Source organism: Pigmentiphaga litoralis (assembly GCF_013408655.1).
Taxonomy (GTDB): domain Bacteria; phylum Pseudomonadota; class Gammaproteobacteria; order Burkholderiales; family Burkholderiaceae_B; genus Pigmentiphaga; species Pigmentiphaga litoralis_A.
The window spans coordinates 2,801,168-2,818,074 of the sequence record NZ_JACCBP010000001.1 but is presented as its reverse complement, the minus strand read 5'-3'; the positions used below and the strand labels follow the sequence as shown (position 1 = coordinate 2,818,074).

The 16,907-nt window shown below is 66.5% G+C and carries 12 protein-coding genes; 9 read left to right on the top strand and 3 right to left on the bottom strand.

The annotated features are described in order from the left end of the window. The first annotated feature begins 119 nt into the window (after positions 1-119). Both HD883_RS12660 and HD883_RS12655 read left to right on the top strand, forming a co-directional pair. On the top strand, positions 120-1,925 hold the full coding sequence (locus HD883_RS12660; protein ID WP_179584937.1) for an autotransporter assembly complex protein TamA: 1,806 nt from the start codon (positions 120-122) through the stop codon (positions 1,923-1,925). Continuing rightward, a complete protein-coding gene (locus tag HD883_RS12655; RefSeq protein ID WP_179584945.1) occupies positions 1,922-6,085 on the top strand; it encodes a translocation/assembly module TamB domain-containing protein in 4,164 nt (1,387 codons plus the stop codon). Before HD883_RS12660 ends, HD883_RS12655 begins: the two co-directional genes overlap by 4 nt. 663 nt (positions 6,086-6,748) lie before the next feature. Here the strand turns inward: HD883_RS12655 and HD883_RS12650 are convergent. Together HD883_RS12650 and HD883_RS12645 are read right to left on the bottom strand one after the other, a co-directional pair. After that, on the bottom strand, positions 6,749-7,792 hold the full coding sequence (locus HD883_RS12650) for a Bug family tripartite tricarboxylate transporter substrate binding protein (RefSeq protein WP_179584947.1): 1,044 nt from the start codon (positions 7,790-7,792) through the stop codon (positions 6,749-6,751). Positions 7,793-7,932: 140 nt separating this feature from the next. After that, positions 7,933-8,520 (bottom strand): cupin domain-containing protein, encoded by a 588-nt coding sequence (locus tag HD883_RS12645; RefSeq protein ID WP_179584949.1) that lies wholly within the window; start codon positions 8,518-8,520, stop codon positions 7,933-7,935. Between the two features lie 196 nt (positions 8,521-8,716). Between HD883_RS12645 and HD883_RS12640 the strand changes: the two genes are divergently transcribed. The 5 genes from HD883_RS12640 to HD883_RS12620 all read left to right on the top strand — a co-directional run bounded on the left by HD883_RS12640 (position 8,717) and on the right by HD883_RS12620 (position 14,250). Next, the gene (locus HD883_RS12640) at positions 8,717-9,490 is read left to right on the top strand and encodes a TetR/AcrR family transcriptional regulator (protein WP_179584951.1); all 774 of its coding nucleotides are present in this window, start codon (positions 8,717-8,719) and stop codon (positions 9,488-9,490) included. Between the two features lie 87 nt (positions 9,491-9,577). Further along, positions 9,578-10,144, top strand: a complete 567-nt coding sequence (gene dcd, locus HD883_RS12635; RefSeq protein WP_179584953.1) for a dCTP deaminase — start codon at positions 9,578-9,580, stop codon at positions 10,142-10,144. A gap of 88 nt (positions 10,145-10,232) precedes the next feature. After that, complete coding sequence (locus tag HD883_RS12630) at positions 10,233-12,494, top strand: arginine/lysine/ornithine decarboxylase (protein ID WP_179584955.1); 2,262 nt, start codon at positions 10,233-10,235, stop codon at positions 12,492-12,494. Continuing rightward, positions 12,494-13,768 carry an NAD(P)/FAD-dependent oxidoreductase gene (locus HD883_RS12625; RefSeq protein ID WP_179584957.1) on the top strand — a complete coding sequence of 425 codons (1,275 nt, stop codon included), beginning with the start codon at positions 12,494-12,496 and terminating at the stop codon, positions 13,766-13,768. Before HD883_RS12630 ends, HD883_RS12625 begins: the two co-directional genes overlap by 1 nt. Continuing rightward, positions 13,768-14,250 carry an NUDIX hydrolase gene (locus HD883_RS12620; RefSeq protein ID WP_179584959.1) on the top strand — a complete coding sequence of 161 codons (483 nt, stop codon included), beginning with the start codon at positions 13,768-13,770 and terminating at the stop codon, positions 14,248-14,250. Before HD883_RS12625 ends, HD883_RS12620 begins: the two co-directional genes overlap by 1 nt. Here the strand turns inward: HD883_RS12620 and HD883_RS12615 are convergent. Next, positions 14,222-14,959, bottom strand: coding sequence for a GntR family transcriptional regulator (locus HD883_RS12615; protein ID WP_179584961.1), 738 nt, complete (start codon positions 14,957-14,959; stop codon positions 14,222-14,224). The two genes, HD883_RS12620 and HD883_RS12615, sit on opposite strands and share 29 nt — an antisense overlap. A gap of 103 nt (positions 14,960-15,062) precedes the next feature. Between HD883_RS12615 and HD883_RS12610 the strand changes: the two genes are divergently transcribed. Together HD883_RS12610 and HD883_RS12605 are read left to right on the top strand one after the other, a co-directional pair. After that, positions 15,063-16,040 (top strand): Bug family tripartite tricarboxylate transporter substrate binding protein, encoded by a 978-nt coding sequence (locus HD883_RS12610; RefSeq protein ID WP_257022159.1) that lies wholly within the window; start codon positions 15,063-15,065, stop codon positions 16,038-16,040. Between the two features lie 44 nt (positions 16,041-16,084). Then, entirely contained in the window at positions 16,085-16,894 is an 810-nt protein-coding gene (locus HD883_RS12605; protein ID WP_179584965.1) for a sulfite exporter TauE/SafE family protein, read from the top strand. The last annotated feature ends 13 nt before the right edge of the window (positions 16,895-16,907 follow it).

Sequence of the window (16,907 nt, the reverse complement as noted above, 5' to 3'; positions counted from 1 at the left end):
CAGTGGTCCAGGCGGCAAATGCCACTGCGATCCAACTCTTTTCCAGAAGGGGAAGGAAGCCCCGCGCGCGCCGCCTGCAAGCGTCCCGATTCGTCAGTTGGTGGCTGATTGCCGCCTGCATGCCCGCCGCGGCGTGGGCGGCCAAGCCGGAAATCACGATCGACCCGGGCGGCGTGCCGCCGTCGGTGCTGGAAGCCGTGACCCTGGCCGTCGACAGCATTGCCGCGCTGGCCGATGACGTGGACGGGGGGGAATCCACCCGCCTGCGCCGCCGTGCGCGCGAAGCCACCATTACCGCGTTGGCCACCGAAGGGTATTTTTCGCCCGAGGTGGTGCTGGATGCGGGCACCGATGTGGGCGGCGCCACGTGGGACATCACCCTGGTGCCAGGCGAACGCACGCAGATCGAGGCGGTTGATATCGCCTTTGCGGGCGCCATTACCGGCCCTGCGTTCGAAGCGCGCACGGCCACGCTGCGCAACGCCTGGAGCCTGAAGCAGGGCGACCCGTTCCGGAACGAGATCTGGGAAACGTCCAAGCGCGACTTGCTGGACAACGTGACGTCCAAGGACTTTCCGGCGGCGCGTTTTGTCGAGACCGCGGCCGACGTGAACGCGGACCGCGCCAAGGCGCATCTGCACATCAAGCTCGACAGCGGACCCGCGGTCAAGCTGGGTGAAGTGACGGTGATCGGGCTGAAGCGGGTGCCCGCCGGCACGGTCGAGCGGTATGTGCGGATCAAGCCGGGCGAGCCGTATGACCGCAACCGCCTGGTGGACTATCAGCAGAGCCTGCAGGCGACCCCGTTCTTTCGCGGCGCCAAGGTGGATGTCGACCTGGGATCGCTGTCGCCCAAGCCGCCTGATGAACCTGCGCTGCTGCCCGAAGGCGCGGCGCCGCAAACGACCGAGACCGCCCCCGAATATGCGGGCCCGCCCGAAGTGACCCTGCCGGTGCGCGCCGAGGTGGTCGAGTCGCGGCCGCGCAGCGCCAGCATGGCCCTGGGCTTTGACGACGAAGCCGGCGCGCGTGCCGAAGTGGTGTACCGCCAGAACGTGGTGGCGAACAAGGCGGTGGAGCTGGAAAGCGGCCTGCGGGTCGACCGCTTGCGTCAGCTTGCCTATGCCGACATCCATCTGGCCCCTGACGAAAACGGCAACTACGACAGCTTTGGCGTGCTGGCCCTCAATTCCGATATCAACGGCCTGGGCGTGCGCCGGTATGCGTTGGGCGCCATCCGCAAAAAGACCTTCCGGCCCGACGACCTGAGCAGCCGGGTGGAATACGAAACGCGCCTGGGCGGCCGGCTGGCCAACGAACACACCACCATCGACGGGGTGGAGTCCTACAGCGCGAACACGCTGACCAGCACGTTCGAGATCCTGCGCCGCGACGTGAACGACAAATACGATCCCCGCGAAGGCAATCTGGTGGCGCTGGGCACCGGCCTGGGCACCGAGCTGGGCGGCAACAACGTGTTTGGCCGCCTGACCCTGCGCGGCCAGTACTGGTGGTCGCTGAGCAAGGCCGACGTGATTACGGTGCGGGGCGAGGTCGGCAAGCTGTGGTCGCGGGATGTGACGCGGGTGCCCGATGACTTTGCGTTCCGGACCGGTGGCGCGCGCACTATTCGCGGCTATCGCTATCTGGGCCTGGGCCGCAAGGTGGGCGATGCCATTCTGGGTGACTCGACCATGGCTGTGGCCAGCGTCGAAGGTATCCATTACTTCGATGAACGGTTTGGCGGCGCCCTGTTCTTTGACGTGGGCAACGTGGCCCCCAAATTCAGCGAAATGAAACTGGCCAGCGCGATTGGCGTGGGCGCCCGGGTCAAGACCCCGGCCGGCCCGCTGAACCTGGACCTGGCCTACGCCTTGCGCGACAACAACGTGCGTCTGCACTTTTCCCTGGGGATCGCGTTTTGAGCGACGCACGGACACCGCCTTCGTCTTCTTCACCGGCACCGGCCGCGGCCCCCGCGCCTTCGTCTGCGCCTCGCAAGCGCCGCCGCTGGCCGTGGGTCGTCGTGGGGGTGGTCGTGGTGGGCGTCGTTGCCGTGGGCAGCGGGGTGGCCTGGGTCGCGACCAGCACGTCGGGCGCCGATTGGGCCTTGCGGACCGGCTTGAACGTATCGGGCGCCACGGGGGGCTACGAAGGCCTGAGCGGCACCCTGAAAGATGGCCTGACTTTGCAGCAGTTGCGCGTGCAGCATCCCAGCGCCGATGTCGAAGTCGACGCACTGCGGGTCGAACTGGACTGGAGCGCATTGTGGACGGGCCGCGTGCATGTGCCGGTGCTGTCGGCGGACCGCATCAGCCTGAATCTGAAGCCGTCCGACACGCCCAGCGAACCCTTGACGACCCTGCGGCTGCCGGTCCAGGTCCAGGCCGACCGCGTGCAGATTGGCGTCTTGCAGATAGCGCAGGAAGGCACGGCCTTGCCGGTGTCGTTCGCCGACATCGATCTGCAGGCCACCCTGGGTGAAAACGAACACCGGTTGCGCATCACGCAGCTGCGGGCGCTGGCGCCGGAAGCGCAGGCCAGCCTACGGGGCCAGGCCCGGATTGGCGTCGACAAGCCGTTCACGACCGACATTGGCGTGGACATCGATGGCCGTCAGGGGAACCGCGCGTTCACGCTGCGCACCGACGCCAATGGCACGCTGGAAGCCTTGCCTTTCACCTTGAAAGGCGAGGGCGAAGGCGTGGCCCTGGATGCCACGGGCAGCCTGGCGCTGCTTGACGGGTTTCCGCTGCGCGGGCTGCGTCTGGCGCTGGAAGGCGTGGACCCCGCCGCCTGGGTGCCCGGTGCGCCCAAGGCCAAGCTGGATGTGTCGGCTGACCTGACCGTGGGGACGGACGGAGGCAAGGGGCCTTTGTTGCTGCGGGGGCCGTTTTCGCTGACCAATGGCATTCCCGGTCCGATCGACGAAAACGCCTTGCCGCTGGCGCGGCTGGCGGGCCAGTTGACGGTGCCGGTCGAAACGTTCGACAGCGTGCAGATCGGCGCGCTGCAGATCGCGCTGCCGGGCAAGGGGCGGATCGCCGGCGCCTTGTCGTGGAAACGCGGCGCGCAGCCCGACGATGCGATCGGCCAGGTTCAGGGCACGCTGACGGCGACCGAGATCGATGCGTCCCGCCTGCATGGCGCGGCGCTGCCGACCCGGCTGTCGGGCCCGATCACGTTCGAGGCGGACGCGCAGCGTCAGCAGGTCAAGGCCAATCTGAAGGAAGCGGGCCGGGCAGTGCCCATGTCGATCGCGCTGACGGCGGCGATTGAAGATCAGCTTGTGAAGATTTCGCAGGCCGATGTGCAGGCGGGCGAGGCCAAGGCGCGCGCGACCGGCGAACTGGCGCTGCAAGGCGATCGCAAATTCAAGGCCAATGTGCGGCTGGACAGGTTCGATCCGTCTTTCTTTTTGCCGGGGTCCTCGCTACCGCCGGCACTGGTGTCGGCCACGGTGGATGCGGCCGGGGCGCTGTCGCCCGAGATCGCGGGCACTGCCGCGTTGCGCTTTGACGAAGGCAGCCGCTGGAACAACGCGCCGCTGGGTGGCCGCATCGATGCCGCCTTTGCCGGCGAGCGGCTGTCGCGCCTGGATGCCGCGGTCACGGCGGGCAGCAACCGGCTCAATGCCCAGGGCGCGTTTGGCCGTCGTGGCGATCGCCTGACCTTTGATCTGGATGCGCCACAACTGAACCTGCTGTGGCCATCGTTGCGCGGCACGCTGAGCGCGCAGGGCGGCGTGGCCGATACGCTGGCGTCGCCTGCCGTGGACGTGCGGCTGAAGGCCGACAACCTGCAATTGCCGGGCGGCATCCGGGTGGATTCGGTGCGCGGCACGGCCGACGTCGGCAACATTCCGGCGACGGCCGCGGCGCGTGGCCAGACGGCCGGCATGGATCTGTCGCGCGCGCCCGTCAAACTGGATGTGACGGTGGAAGGTGCGCGGATGGCTGACCGGCCCGACGCGGCGCTGCGCAAAGGCACGCTGGTGCTGAACGGCACGCTGGCGGATCACGCCGGGCGGCTCGACGCCGATTTCTTGCAGAACGGCACGGCGCCACCGGCCACGGTCAAGGGCGCATTCCAGGGCAGCTGGGGCAACGGGGGCAACGCCCGGCAGCCGGTGGGCTGGCGCGGCAGGATTACCGAATTTGCGTCGGTGCGCGACCCGTTCGGCCTGACGCTGTCACGACCCATCACCCTGAGCTACCTGCCGACGGCGGTGGCCCCTGCGTGGCAATGGGAAGCCGGCGCGGCCGACTTTGCCGTCAAGCTGCCGGGCGGGCAGACCGGCAAGATTCTTCATGCCGGATCGCGCGGCGGCCAGGGTCGATGGGAATCGGCCGGCCGGATCGAAGGCCTGGCCTGGGCGCCCGAAATGTTGATGGATGCGGTGTCGGGCAAGCCGGTGCCACCCGAACGCATCGTGATTGTTGATGCCGACTGGAACGTGCGGTTTGCCGACGCCCTGCAAGGCACGGCGCAGATCCGCCGGCGCAGCGGCGACCTGTGGCTGCCGGGCACGCCGCCCGTGGCACTGGGGCTGAACGCCCTTGAGCTGAATCTGCAGGCCACGCCGACCGGGCAGCCGGGACGCAGCCGGGTGACCGTCAAGGCCAACGTGGCGGGCGAGCGGCTGGGCACCGTACGGGTCGACGGCGAAGCCGGGGTTCGCGCCGTGAATGGCGCCATCGGTCTGGACGCCGACCGGCCCGCGTTTGCCGATGCCGACCTCGACGTCAAGGACCTGAGCTGGCTGGGGCTGTTGATTGGCGATACCCTGGAACTGGGCGGCGCGGTCAAGGGCAAGGTGCGGATCGCGCAAGAAGGCAATACCTGGGGCGCGCGCGGCGCCATCACCGGGGAAGGCATCCGCGTGATCCAGGTGGACAACGGCATCCGGCTGCTGAATGGCACGCTGCAGGCGCGGCTGGAAGGCAACCGGATCGTGCTGGAAGCCCTGCGCTTTCCGGGGGTGATTCGCGTTCGCCCGCGCGATTCGCGGGTGACCCAATGGATAGACAGCGAAGGGCAGAAGTCCGAGCTGGTGATCAGCGCCGACTGGAACCTGGCGCAGGCATCGGGCCACGCCACCATCCAGGCAGACCGTTTTCCGGCCATCCAGCGGGCGGACCGTTTCGTGGCGGGTTCCGGCCGGGTGGACGTGGACCTGGCGCCGACCAAGCTGCGGGTGGCGGGCCTGTTTGAAGTGGACGCCGGCTGGATCAACCTGGGCACGCAATCGCCCCCCACCTTGTCGGATGACGTGCTGGTGGTGCGCAGCGGCGACGAAAAGCGGGAAGTGCCGCGCGGCATCACGTTCGACGTCGGCCTGAAGCTGGGCGAGCGCTTCTTCCTGCAAGGCTATGGCCTGGATACGGGCCTGATCGGCCAGATCCGGGTGATCGGCGAAGGCAGTTCGATGCGGGCCAGCGGCCTGGTGCGGACGCGCGGCGGGGTGTTTTCCACCTACGGCCAGACACTGACGGTACGTCGCGGCGCCATCACGTTCCAGGGCCCGATCGATGACCCGCTGCTGGATATCGTGGCCTTGCGCGTCGGGCCGGCGGTGGAGGCGGGCGTGCAAGTCGCCGGCACAGCACGCCGTCCGCGCATCACGCTGTTTTCGCAGCCGGAAGTGAGTGATGTCGAGAAGCTGTCGTGGCTGTTGCTGGGCCGCGGGCCGGATGCCGGCGGTGGCGGCGCGGATGCCGGCTTGCTGTTAAGCGCGGCGACATCATTGCTGGGGCCGAAGGGCGGCGAGCCATTTACCCGGCGGCTGGGGATCGACGAGCTGGGCGTGCGTTCCGGGAACGTGGGATCGACGCGGGGGTTGTTGCCTGAGCGGACGGTGGCGGGGAACAGTACGTCGGCGACGAATACGCAGCTGGCGAGTCAGTTCTTCATCATTGGAAAGCGGATCACCGACACGATCTACGCAAGTTTCGAGCAGGCCTTGTCGGGGCGCGATGGCGTCGTGAAGTTGAGCTACAAGCTGACGGATCAGCTGTCTGTGGTCGGGAAGGGTGGGACGATCAACGGGGTGGATCTGTTGTACATGTTCATGTTCAACGATTGATCTGGTTGATGGTCGTAGGTTGATGTGGTGATCCGGAGGGCGGCTCTGATTCGTGAAGGCGGATCGGGGCCGTTTTCTTTTTGCGGGTGTCTCGCCGGGGAGGGCGCTGATTGCGCTGGGCGTGGCGTGTCATGCCGCTCGGGTGCAGAGTTCGCTGGGTTCCGGCCTACGCCGGAACTCCGGGGTTTGCGCCCGGATCGGGGCGGACGCGCAAACTCGCGGCATCGACTGTCCCCCGGACAGTCGATAAGCGTGCCGCTCAAACAGGCGCGCCCTTGCTTCCCCGATCCGGGCGCAAACCCCGGCGCGCCCAATGCCCCCGACCGGCATGACACACCCCACCCCGGACCAGAGAGGGCCGACGCTGCGCTGGGCCGCGTCTCGCTGGAAATTGGTTTCGAGCGCCCCCGCCGCATTAGGCATGTTGCACCCACAACCCCCCAAAAAAGATCGGACGCCCGCACTAGCCCCCAGCCGAGGCCAGCCGAAGGCGCTGTACAAACAGGGAGGGAGCGGACAGTCGGGTTGGGAGGCTTTGCTATGCCCAGGCCCGGCGTAGGCCGGGACCCAGCGAGCTCGGCCTTCCAACCCGACTGTCCGCTCCCTCCGGGCTCCCAGCCAGCAAATTTTCCGCGATATCCCTACATCCGACCTGCAACCCCCTCAGTTCCCCGTATTCAACAACCCCAACGACTGTATCAACGCCTTGTTTGTCTCAAGGTCGCTAGCCAGTTTGGAAGCAAAGTCTGTCGCATTCAGATAGCTGATCTGCTGGAACAACTGGCTCGCGGCGGTCTTGAATTCAGGCTTGGCCGACGCCGTCTGGCAGGCGCGTTCCAGCGTCGTGCGGACCGCGGCGGGGGTGCTGTGGTGCACATACAGCCCATTGCGCGCGATCACGGCGTGGGGAATGCCGGACTCGGTGATCGCGGGGACGTCGGGCAAGCCCGGCAGGCGGCCGGTGCCATACACGGCCAACAGACGCAGGTCCTTGCCCGCCACCGACGACACACCCAGGGCGCCAAAGTCGACATGGCCGCCCAAAATCTGCGGAATCACCTGCGCGTCGCCCCGGAACGCGATCTCGTTGAAGCTCACCTTGCTCGCCTTGGCCAGATTCGCCGTCGCCAGGTGGGGGACCGAGCCCGGGCCGGCGTGGCCGTACGACAGCGCGCCAGGTTTGGCGGCGGCGCGGGTCAGCAGGTCCTTCAGGTTGGTGATGGGCGATTCCTTGCGGACCGCGATCACGAACGGGTTTTCGAAGATCTGGCAGATCGGCACGATCTGGTCGACCTGGTACGGCAATTTGCCCATCAGAAAGGGCGCTTGCGTCAGCGGTGACGAGGGCGAAAACAGCACGGTGTAGCCGTCGGGCCGGCCGTTGGCAATGGCGGCCACGCCGATGGTCCCGCCGGCGCCATCCCGATTGTTCACGACGATTTGCTGGCCCAGGATCTCGGCCATTTCTTTCGTGAAGGCGCGCGCCATGATGTCGACGCTGCCGCCGGCGGAATACGGCACGATGACTTCGACCGACCGGGTGGGGTAGGGCGTCTGCGCCGCGGCGGAAGGGATGCCGACGAACGCCTGCGCGGCAAGGGCCGCCATCGCGGCGCCGGTGACAGTCAGGGCGCGGTTCTGCGGGCGGGCTGCGGGCGCAGCGGGTGCAACCGGCAGGGCGCGGCCGGTGGGTGTCGTGACGGGCATGGATGTCTCCTCGTAGTGCTTTTTTGTAGGTGTGGTGTCGGTGGAGGGCAGGGTGGCGGCCGCCGACTTGCTCTGCGGCGCAGGCGCAGGCGCGTCAGCGGCTTTGGCCGGCCGGTGGTCAGGCTCGCCTGGCTTTGCGCTTACGCGTGGCCGTCCTGGAATTTTTCGGCCAGCGCGGGTTCGAACTGGCCGTCGATCAGCACGAACAGCACCTTGCACGGCGCGTCGCTGCGGTTGGTCCAGGCATGGTGCGTCCCGCGCTGGACGAGCATGTCGCCGGCCTTGAGCGTGACTTCGGACTCGTCCAGCAGCATGGTGATTTCGCCCGTCAGGACCACCGCGTAGTCGATGGTTTCGGTGCGGTGCATGAAGGGATGACGGGTGTTGGGCGCATGTTGCGCAGTCAGCGCTTGCTGTCCGCCGAACAAGGCAAACGCGGCCTTGGCGGCGTCCGGGTCCAGGTTACGCAACTCCAGGGCGGCCGGTGGAAATTCGATTACGCGGATCACGCTGCCCAGGGGCGGCGGTTGCAGCGCGACGGGACTGAGCGTGGGGTCGGGGCCGTTGTCGATCGGCGCGGGCGACGTGGGCGTGATCCACAGCTGCGTCAGGTAATACCCGGGCCGCGCGGGGTTGTGACGGACATTGGGTGCGGGGCCGTCTTCGATGACGATCGCTCGCCCGTCGGCGTCGTGGCCGGTTACAACGCGGCGGATGGTGCCTTGCATGGAGTCTCCCGAGGGCGTGGATGCCTGTGTTCAAGCATCTTGTTGTAGGGGCGGCGCGTTTCGAACGTCGCGTCTCGAACGTCGCTTTTCTGGGCATCATAGAGACGAGACGGAATCGAAGTCAAACGAATGATTCAAGCAGTCGACTTAATTATTCCGAGGTCGGAATGGTTCCGCATCCGGTTACGATGACGTCATGGCCACCCCGTCCCTTCCCACTGCTTCCATGCCCCAGACGACCCCCCACGACGCCTTCACGCCGGCGCCATCCACCGAGCTGAGCCCGTCAGCCGCGGCTAGGGACGCCGAACTGTCCACGCGCGACCGCATCATCGACGTGGCCGAGCGCCTGTTTGCCGAGCAGGGCTACAACGGCGTGTCCTTGCGTGCGATCACGGCGGCGGCGGACGCCAACATGGCGGCCGTGCACTACTACTTCCGCACCAAGGAAGGTCTGCTGCGCGCGATCTTTGAAGGTCGGGTGGTCGACATGAATGCCGAGCGCCAGGCGCTGCTGGACGCCTGCTTCCCGACAGACGGGCAGGTCACCCAACCGGACGTGCGCCAGGTGCTGGCCGCCTTTCTGGGTCCGGGGCTGCGCATGGGCGACACCGACAAGGGCGCGATCTTCAACCGGCTGTCGGCGATCTGCTCGGTGGAACCCGACCGGACCGTCAAGAACATCGTGTTCGGCGTGCATGACGCGGTGGCCCGGCACTTCGTGCTGGCGCTGGAAGCCGCCTGCCCGCACCTGACGCGCGACGAACTGTTCCTGCGCCTGCAGTGCGTGTTCGGCAGCATGATGTACCTGCGCGCCGACAACGGCCGCGTCGCGCGCCTGATGCCCGACGCCAGCGGGAACGGCCCCACCCTTGGCCCGTCGTCGCAGACCCTGGCGGGCATGCTGGATTTTCTGGCGGCCGGGCTGAACGCGCCGGGAACAAGCCCTGCGCAGGACAGGTCGGACTAAAGCGTCCAGGTGCGGCGCGGAGCTGTCGCATTAGACGGCTACAATCGCAGCCTTTACTTCATTTGTCATCCGCCGAGGCCCCTGTTCATGAGCATCAAAAGCGACCGCTGGATCCGTCGTGCTGCCACCGAAGATGGCATGATCGAGCCGTTCGAACCGGGACAGGTGCGGAACGTGAACGGCGAACGCATCGTCAGTTACGGCACCAGCAGTTACGGCTACGACGTGCGCTGCGCACGCGAGTTCAAGATCTTCACCAATATCAATTCGACCATCGTCGACCCCAAGGCCTTCGATTCAAAGTCGTTCGTCGACTTTGAAGGCGATGTCTGCATCATCCCGCCAAATTCGTTCGCGCTGGCCCGCACGGTCGAATACTTCCGCATTCCACGCAGCGTGCTGACGATCTGCCTGGGCAAAAGCACCTACGCGCGCTGCGGCATCATCGTCAACGTGACCCCGCTGGAACCCGAATGGGAAGGCCACGTCACGCTGGAATTTTCGAATACGACGCCGTTGCCCGCCAAGATCTACGCTGGCGAAGGATGTGCGCAGATGCTGTTCTTCGAAAGCGACGAAGTCTGCGAAACGTCCTACAAAGACCGCGGCGGCAAGTATCAAGGCCAGCGCGGCGTGACACTGCCAAGCACCTGACCCCTGGCCTTGCGCATCATTCGTCCCCTCGCCGCGCGATCCGCGCGGGGGTGACGGTTCAACCTTATTTCTGGCTGCAGGAGCGTCCATGAAATTCCGCTTTCCCATCGTCATCATCGACGAAGACTTCCGTTCTGAAAATGCGTCCGGCTTCGGCGTGCGCGCCCTGGCTGCCGCGATCGAAGCGGAGAGCATGGAAGTCCTGGGCGTGACCAACTACGGCGACCTGTCTTCGTTCGCGCAGCAGCAAAGCCGCGCCAGCGCCTTCATCCTGTCGATCGACGACGAAGAGTTCGGCGCCGGCATGCCCGACGACGTGGCGCACGCGGTCAAGAAGCTGCGCGCGTTCATTGGCGAACTGCGCTTCCGCAACGCCGAAATCCCGATCTACCTGTACGGCGAAACGCGCACGTCGCGCCACATCCCGAACGACATCCTGCGCGAACTGCACGGCTTCATTCACATGTTTGAAGACACGCCGGAGTTCGTGGCACGCCACATCATCCGCGAAGCCAAGAGCTATCTGGATTCGCTGGCGCCGCCGTTCTTCCGCGAACTGGTCAAGTACGCGCAAGACGGGTCGTACTCGTGGCACTGCCCCGGGCACTCGGGCGGCGTCGCTTTCCTGAAGAGCCCGGTGGGCCAGATGTTCCACCAGTTCTTTGGTGAAAACATGCTGCGCGCCGACGTCTGCAACGCGGTGGACGAACTGGGCCAACTGCTGGACCACACCGGCCCCATCGCCGCGTCGGAACGCAATGCCGCGCGCATCTTCAATGCCGATCACTGTTTCTTCGTGACCAACGGCACGTCCACGTCCAACAAGATCGTCTGGCATGCCAACGTGGCGCCGGGCGACGTGGTCGTGGTGGATCGCAACTGCCACAAGTCCATCCTGCACGCGATCATCATGATCGGCGCCGTGCCGGTGTTCCTGCGCCCGACGCGCAATCACCTGGGCATCATCGGGCCGATTCCGCTGGACGAATTCCGCGAGGAAAGCATCCAGAAGAAGATCGCCGCGAACCCGTTTGCGAAGGGCAACGGCGCGCGCAAGCCCCGCATCCTGACCATCACGCAAAGCACGTATGACGGCGTCGTCTACAACGTCGAGATGATCAAGGAATTGCTGGGCAGCACGATCGACACGCTGCACTTCGACGAAGCCTGGGTGCCGCATGCGGCGTTCCACGACTTCTACAAGAACATGCACGCGATCGGCAAGGACCGCCCCCGCAGCGCCGAGGCCGTCGTGTACGCGACGCACTCGACGCACAAGCTGCTGGCCGGCCTGTCGCAGGCGTCGCAGATCATCGTGCAGGAATCCGAGACCCGCAAGCTGGACCGCCACATCTTCAACGAAGCGTATCTGATGCATACGTCCACCTCGCCGCAGTACGCGATCATTGCGTCCTGCGACGTGGCGGCAGCCATGATGGAGCCGCCGGGCGGGACCGCGCTGGTCGAAGAAAGCATTCTGGAAGCGCTGGATTTCCGCCGCGCCATGCGCAAGATCGAAGCCGAGTTCGGTGACGAAGACTGGTGGTTCAAGGTCTGGGGACCGGACAAGCTGGTGGCCGACGGCATTGGCGAGCGCGAAGACTGGATCCTTGAAGCGAACGATGAATGGCACGGCTTCGGCAATCTGGCGCCGGGCTTCAACATGCTCGACCCGATCAAGGCCACGATCATCACCCCGGGGCTGGACGTGTCGGGCAAGTTCGGCGAAACCGGCATTCCAGCGTCGATCGTCACGCGCTTCCTGGCCGAACACGGCGTGATCGTCGAAAAGACCGGCCTGTATTCGTTCTTCATCCTGTTCACCATCGGCATTACCAAAGGCCGCTGGAACACGCTGCTGACCGCCTTGCAGCAGTTCAAGGACGACTACGACCGCAACGTGCCGATGTGGCGCATCCTGCCCGAGTTCTGCCAGGACTACCCGGAATACGAAAAGGTCGGCCTGCGCGATCTGTGCCTGAAGATCCATGCGCTGTACCGCGAGTACGACGTGGCGCGCCTGACGACCGAGATGTACCTGAGCGACATGGAATCGGCCATGAAGCCGTCCGAAGCCTTTGCCAAGATGGCGCACCGCGAGATCGAACGCGTGGACGTCGACCAGCTGGAAGGGCGCGTGACCAGCGTGCTGCTGACCCCGTATCCGCCGGGCATTCCGCTGCTGATCCCGGGCGAACGCTTCAACAGCACGATCGTCCACTACCTGCAGTTCGCACGGAAGTTCAACGCGCAGTTCCCGGGTTTTGGCACCGACATCCACGGCCTGGTGGCCGAGGTCAACGCCGAAGGCCAGATCCGTCACTACGTGGACTGCGTCAAGGACGCCTGATGGCGGCCGGAACTGGCACGGCGGCGGTGGACGTCGCCGTGATCGGCGCGGGCGCGGCCGGCATGATGTGCGCGGCAACGGCCGGGCGGCGTGGCCGCCGGGTCGTGCTGATCGACCACGCCACCAAGCTGGCCGAAAAGATCCGCATCTCGGGCGGTGGACGCTGCAACTTCACCAACCGCGATGCGGGGCCGGCCAACTTCCTGTCGGCCAATCCGAATTTCTGCCGGTCGGCGCTGGCCCGCTACACGTCGCAGGACTTCATCGATCTCGTCACGCGGCACCGCATCGCGTGGCATGAAAAGCATCGCGGCCAGCTGTTCTGCGACGAGTCCAGCGAGGACATCATCCGCATGCTGCGCGCCGAAACCGACGCGGCCGGCGTGTCATGGCGCATGCCGTGCAGCGTGACGGCGATCACGCGCAACGTGCCGGCATCGCAGACGGCGCCGGATGCCGACCCCTCTGGATTCCCGACCCGCACTGGTTTTATCATCGAGACGTCGCACGGCCCGATCCATGCCGGGCGCGTCGTCATTGCCACCGGCGGCCTGCCGATTCCCCAGATCGGCGCCACCGATTTCGGCTTGAAGATCGCCCGCCAGTTCGGCCTCAAGATCATTGAACCGCGCCCGGCCCTGGTGCCACTGACCTTCGACGCGGCCGCGTGGAAGCCCTTCGTGCCCCTGGCCGGGGTCGCGCTCGAAGTCGATATCCGGACCGGCGAAGGCAAGAAGGCGCCGCGCTTTCGCGAGGACCTGCTGTTCACGCACCGGGGTCTGTCGGGTCCGGCCGTGCTGCAGATTTCCAGCTTCTGGGAGCCGAACACGCCGATCACGATCGACCTGGCGCCAGGTCTGGACCTGGCGGCCGCGCTGCTCGACGCCAAGCCCGGCAACCGTCAGCAGGTGGTGACCGTGCTGAGCGGGCTGCTGCCACGGCGGCTGGCCGAGCAATGGCTGGTGGCGCATGGCGACCTGTGGCCTGGCCTGGCGACCCAGCGCCTGGCCGACGTGCCCGACAAGACGCTGCGGGCGCTTGCCGCCAGCCTGGCTTCGTGGGCGGTGGTGCCCAGCGGGACGGAAGGCTACAAAAAGGCGGAAGTGATGCGTGGCGGTGTCGACACGCGAGGACTGGATCAACAGACGATGGAGGCCAAGACTGTGCCGGGGCTGCATTTCATTGGAGAGACGGTCGACGTGACCGGTTGGCTGGGGGGCTACAACTTCCAGTGGGCATGGGCATCGGGCGTGGCTGCCGGGCAGGCCGTCTGATGGAAGCCGTCGACCCCATCCCTTTGCCGCTGTCAGCGCCGTTTGGCGGCGCCAAGCTGGCGCTGCGTTTCGAAGACAGCCTGCTGGTGTACCGGCGCGACGACTTTCCTGACTTGCCCTATCCCAACTGCTGGGACCTGCCCGGCGGTGGGCGGGAAGTCAAGGAATCGCCCTGGGAATGCGCCGCGCGCGAGCTGTTCGAAGAATTCGCGCTGGTGCTGCCCCCCACGCAGATCACCGTGGCCCGCGCCTACCCGGCCGTCGCGCCGGGCGGCCTGCCCACCTGGTTGTTCGCCGGCTGGCTGACCGCCGCCGACGTGGCGTCGATCCGGTTCGGCGACGAAGGCCAGCACTGGCAGCTGATGCCGATCGCCGACTTCATCGAGTGCGACCACGCCATCCCGCACCTGCGGGAGCGCGTGGCGCGTTTCGTCCAGGAAGACGCCTGGGTGGTCAGCCCATCCGACGCCGCTCCACACTGAGGCTGTAGCTGAAGCGGTCGCTGCGATACGTGGTGGACTCGAAGTGCAGGGGCGACCCGTCGGGCGCCAGCAGCACCCGTTCCACCTGCAGCAGGGCCGCGCCAGGATCCACTGCCAGCGGCTTGACGTGCGAGTCGTCCGCCGTCAGGGCAGTGATCGACAGGTCGGCACGCGTAATGGTCAACCCCACGTCATTCTCGAAAATGGCGATCAGGTCCCGGTTGGCCAGGTCGGCCTTGCGGATCCGCTCGCCCAGCTCCACCGACATATACGAATGGTTCAAGGACAGCGGCGCGCGGTTCAGGTAGCGCACGGTGCGCAGTTCGCTGACCGGACTGCGCGCGGGCACGCGCAGATGCCCCGCGACGACCTCGCTGGCCTTGACGGTTTTGTGCGACAGCATGCGGGTGTGGATCACCCGGCCTTCTCCGGACAGGGATTCCGACAGTCCCCGCAACTGGGTCAGATCCTGCGCCACGACGGGTTGGGACACGAAACTGCCCTTGCCGTGCACCCGCACGATCAGCCCTTCGCGATGCAGGTCGGTCAGGGCCTGCCGCACGGTGATGCGGCTGACGCCATACTGCAGGGTCAGTTCGCTTTCCGAAGGCAGCTTGGCGTGCGGTCCGAGCTTGCCGTCCAGGATCTGCTGCTTGAGGCGATCGCGCAGCTGCGCATATAGGGGCGTGGCATTTGGTTTCAGTGGCACAGCTTTTGCTTCACTTGTCATAACTTGTTATGACAAGTCTAATGCGCATCGTCATGGTGCGATTCCCTTGAAATCCACTCGGGCGTGAATCATGCAAAAGCCAATGGTACTGATAAAGATCCTCCTGGGCAGCCTTGTTGCTGCCGTATCGCACGCCGGTGTCGCGCAGACCACGGCCTATCCCTCGTCGCCCATCACGGTTGTGGTGCCCTTTGCACCAGGAGGCAGCGTGGACGTCGCCGCCCGCATCGTGATGCCGCGCCTGGCCGAACGCCTGAAGCAGCCCATTGTGGTCGAAAACGTCGTGGGCGCGTCGGGCACGATCGCCACGCAGCGCGTGATTCGCGCCAAGCCCGACGGCTACACCCTGCTGTTCGCGGTGGCCAGCCCGGTCACCGTCGCGCCCCTGGTCTCGCCCAATACCTTCAAGTACGACGGCCTGAAAGAGCTCCTGCCCATCGCGCCGGTGGCCTCGTCGGCCTTCGTGCTGATCGCGCGGCCCACGCTGGCCGTGGATTCGGCCGACGCCCTGGTCAAGCTGGCGCGCAGCCAGCCCGGCAAGCTCAATTACGGCACGGATGGGGTCGGCACGTCGCTGCACATCACCGCCGAAATGATCAAGCAGATGGCCGCCATCGACATCATGCACGTGCCGTACAAGTCGGGTCCGCAGGTGCTGACCGAACTGGCCGGCGGGCAGATCGACCTGGCAGTGCTGCCGGTCGGCCTGGCGCAGAACTTCATTCGTGACAACAAGGTGAAAGCGCTGGGCGTGACGTCCCAGGCGCGCTGGGAAGGCTTGCCCAATGTGCCCAGCCTGTCCGAGACCGCCGAGTTCAAGTCGATGAACGTGGATTCCTGGCAGGGTCTGATGGCGCCGGCGCATACCGATGCGGCGATCGTGGATCGCATCGCCAGGGAACTGGCCGCGGTGCATGCCGACCCGGAACTCAAGCGCAAGCTGGCGGATGCGGGTTTTGCGCCGATGGACATGGCCCCGGCCGCGTTCGCGACCTATCTGGCGCGTGAAAAGCAGATGCTGTCCACGGTGATCAACACCGCCGGCATCCGGATGGACTGAGGCATGGCTATCGTCCCGCCGCCTTGCCCACCTGAAGGTCAGCCATGAGCGCCCTGGTGCTCGCGCTGATCGTCGTGGCGGGGCTGGCGGTGGGCGCGACCAGCATTGGCGGGATCCTGGTGGTGCCGGTGCTGACGACGCTGGCCGGCCTGCCGGTGGCGCAGGCCGTGCCGGCGTCGACCTTCGGCTTCATGTTCACTGGCATTGCCGCGATGGTGTGGCTGCGGCGGCGCCGGAAGGCGCAAGCCGCAGCGGACGCCCTTGCATCGGGCAATGCCGGGCCGGGTGCCCGGAGCCCCGCTTCGACGGCGCAGCCTCTGGCCCTGTACGCCTGGGCGTTGGCTGGCGCCGCGCTGGGGGCATTGACGCTGCAGTGGCTGCCCGCCACGGCCGCGCAGCTGGGCGTCGCCGCCCTGGCCATCGTGTCGGGCTGCCAGACCCTGCTGGCCCGCAAGGCGCGGGCGGAAGGGGGCATGCCCACCTCCTTGCACGGGCGGGCCGCGGTGGCGGTGTTGGGGCTGGCCGTGGGCTGCGGGTCGGCCTGGTCGGGTACGGGTGGGCCGGTGATTCTGCTTCCGCTCCTGATGTGTTTTGGTGCGCCGACGCGGCTGTCGATCGCCTGGGCGCAGGGCATCCAGTTGCCGATCGCGCTGTCCGCCACGGCGGTCAACCTGGCGACCGGCCAGCTGGATGTCCGCCTGGGCCTGATGCTGGGCGCGCTGCTGGTGGCCGGTTGGGTTGCGGGCACCGCCATCGCCGCGCGGATGCCCACGCGGGTAGTGAAGATCGGCGTGGCCGTGGCGCTGATCGCGGTCGGCCTGGCGTATTGCCTGCGCAGTCTGCTGGCCGCGTAGCACCCGAAAAATG

Bases quoted from the DNA above. Each gene is read 5' to 3' on its own strand.
- HD883_RS12660 (WP_179584937.1), top strand. From the start codon at position 120: ATGCCCGCCGCGGCGTGGGCGGCCAAGCCGGAAATCACGATCGACCCG.
- HD883_RS12650 (WP_179584947.1), bottom strand. From the start codon at position 7,792: ATGCCCGTCACGACACCCACCGGCCGCGCCCTGCCGGTTGCACCCGCT.
- HD883_RS12645 (WP_179584949.1), bottom strand. From the start codon at position 8,520: ATGCAAGGCACCATCCGCCGCGTTGTAACCGGCCACGACGCCGACGGG.
- HD883_RS12640 (WP_179584951.1), top strand. From the start codon at position 8,717: ATGGCCACCCCGTCCCTTCCCACTGCTTCCATGCCCCAGACGACCCCC.
- dcd (WP_179584953.1), top strand. From the start codon at position 9,578: ATGAGCATCAAAAGCGACCGCTGGATCCGTCGTGCTGCCACCGAAGAT.
- HD883_RS12630 (WP_179584955.1), top strand. From the start codon at position 10,233: ATGAAATTCCGCTTTCCCATCGTCATCATCGACGAAGACTTCCGTTCT.
- HD883_RS12625 (WP_179584957.1), top strand. From the start codon at position 12,494: ATGGCGGCCGGAACTGGCACGGCGGCGGTGGACGTCGCCGTGATCGGC.
- HD883_RS12620 (WP_179584959.1), top strand. From the start codon at position 13,768: ATGGAAGCCGTCGACCCCATCCCTTTGCCGCTGTCAGCGCCGTTTGGC.
- HD883_RS12610 (WP_257022159.1), top strand. From the start codon at position 15,063: ATGGTACTGATAAAGATCCTCCTGGGCAGCCTTGTTGCTGCCGTATCG.
- HD883_RS12605 (WP_179584965.1), top strand. From the start codon at position 16,085: ATGAGCGCCCTGGTGCTCGCGCTGATCGTCGTGGCGGGGCTGGCGGTG.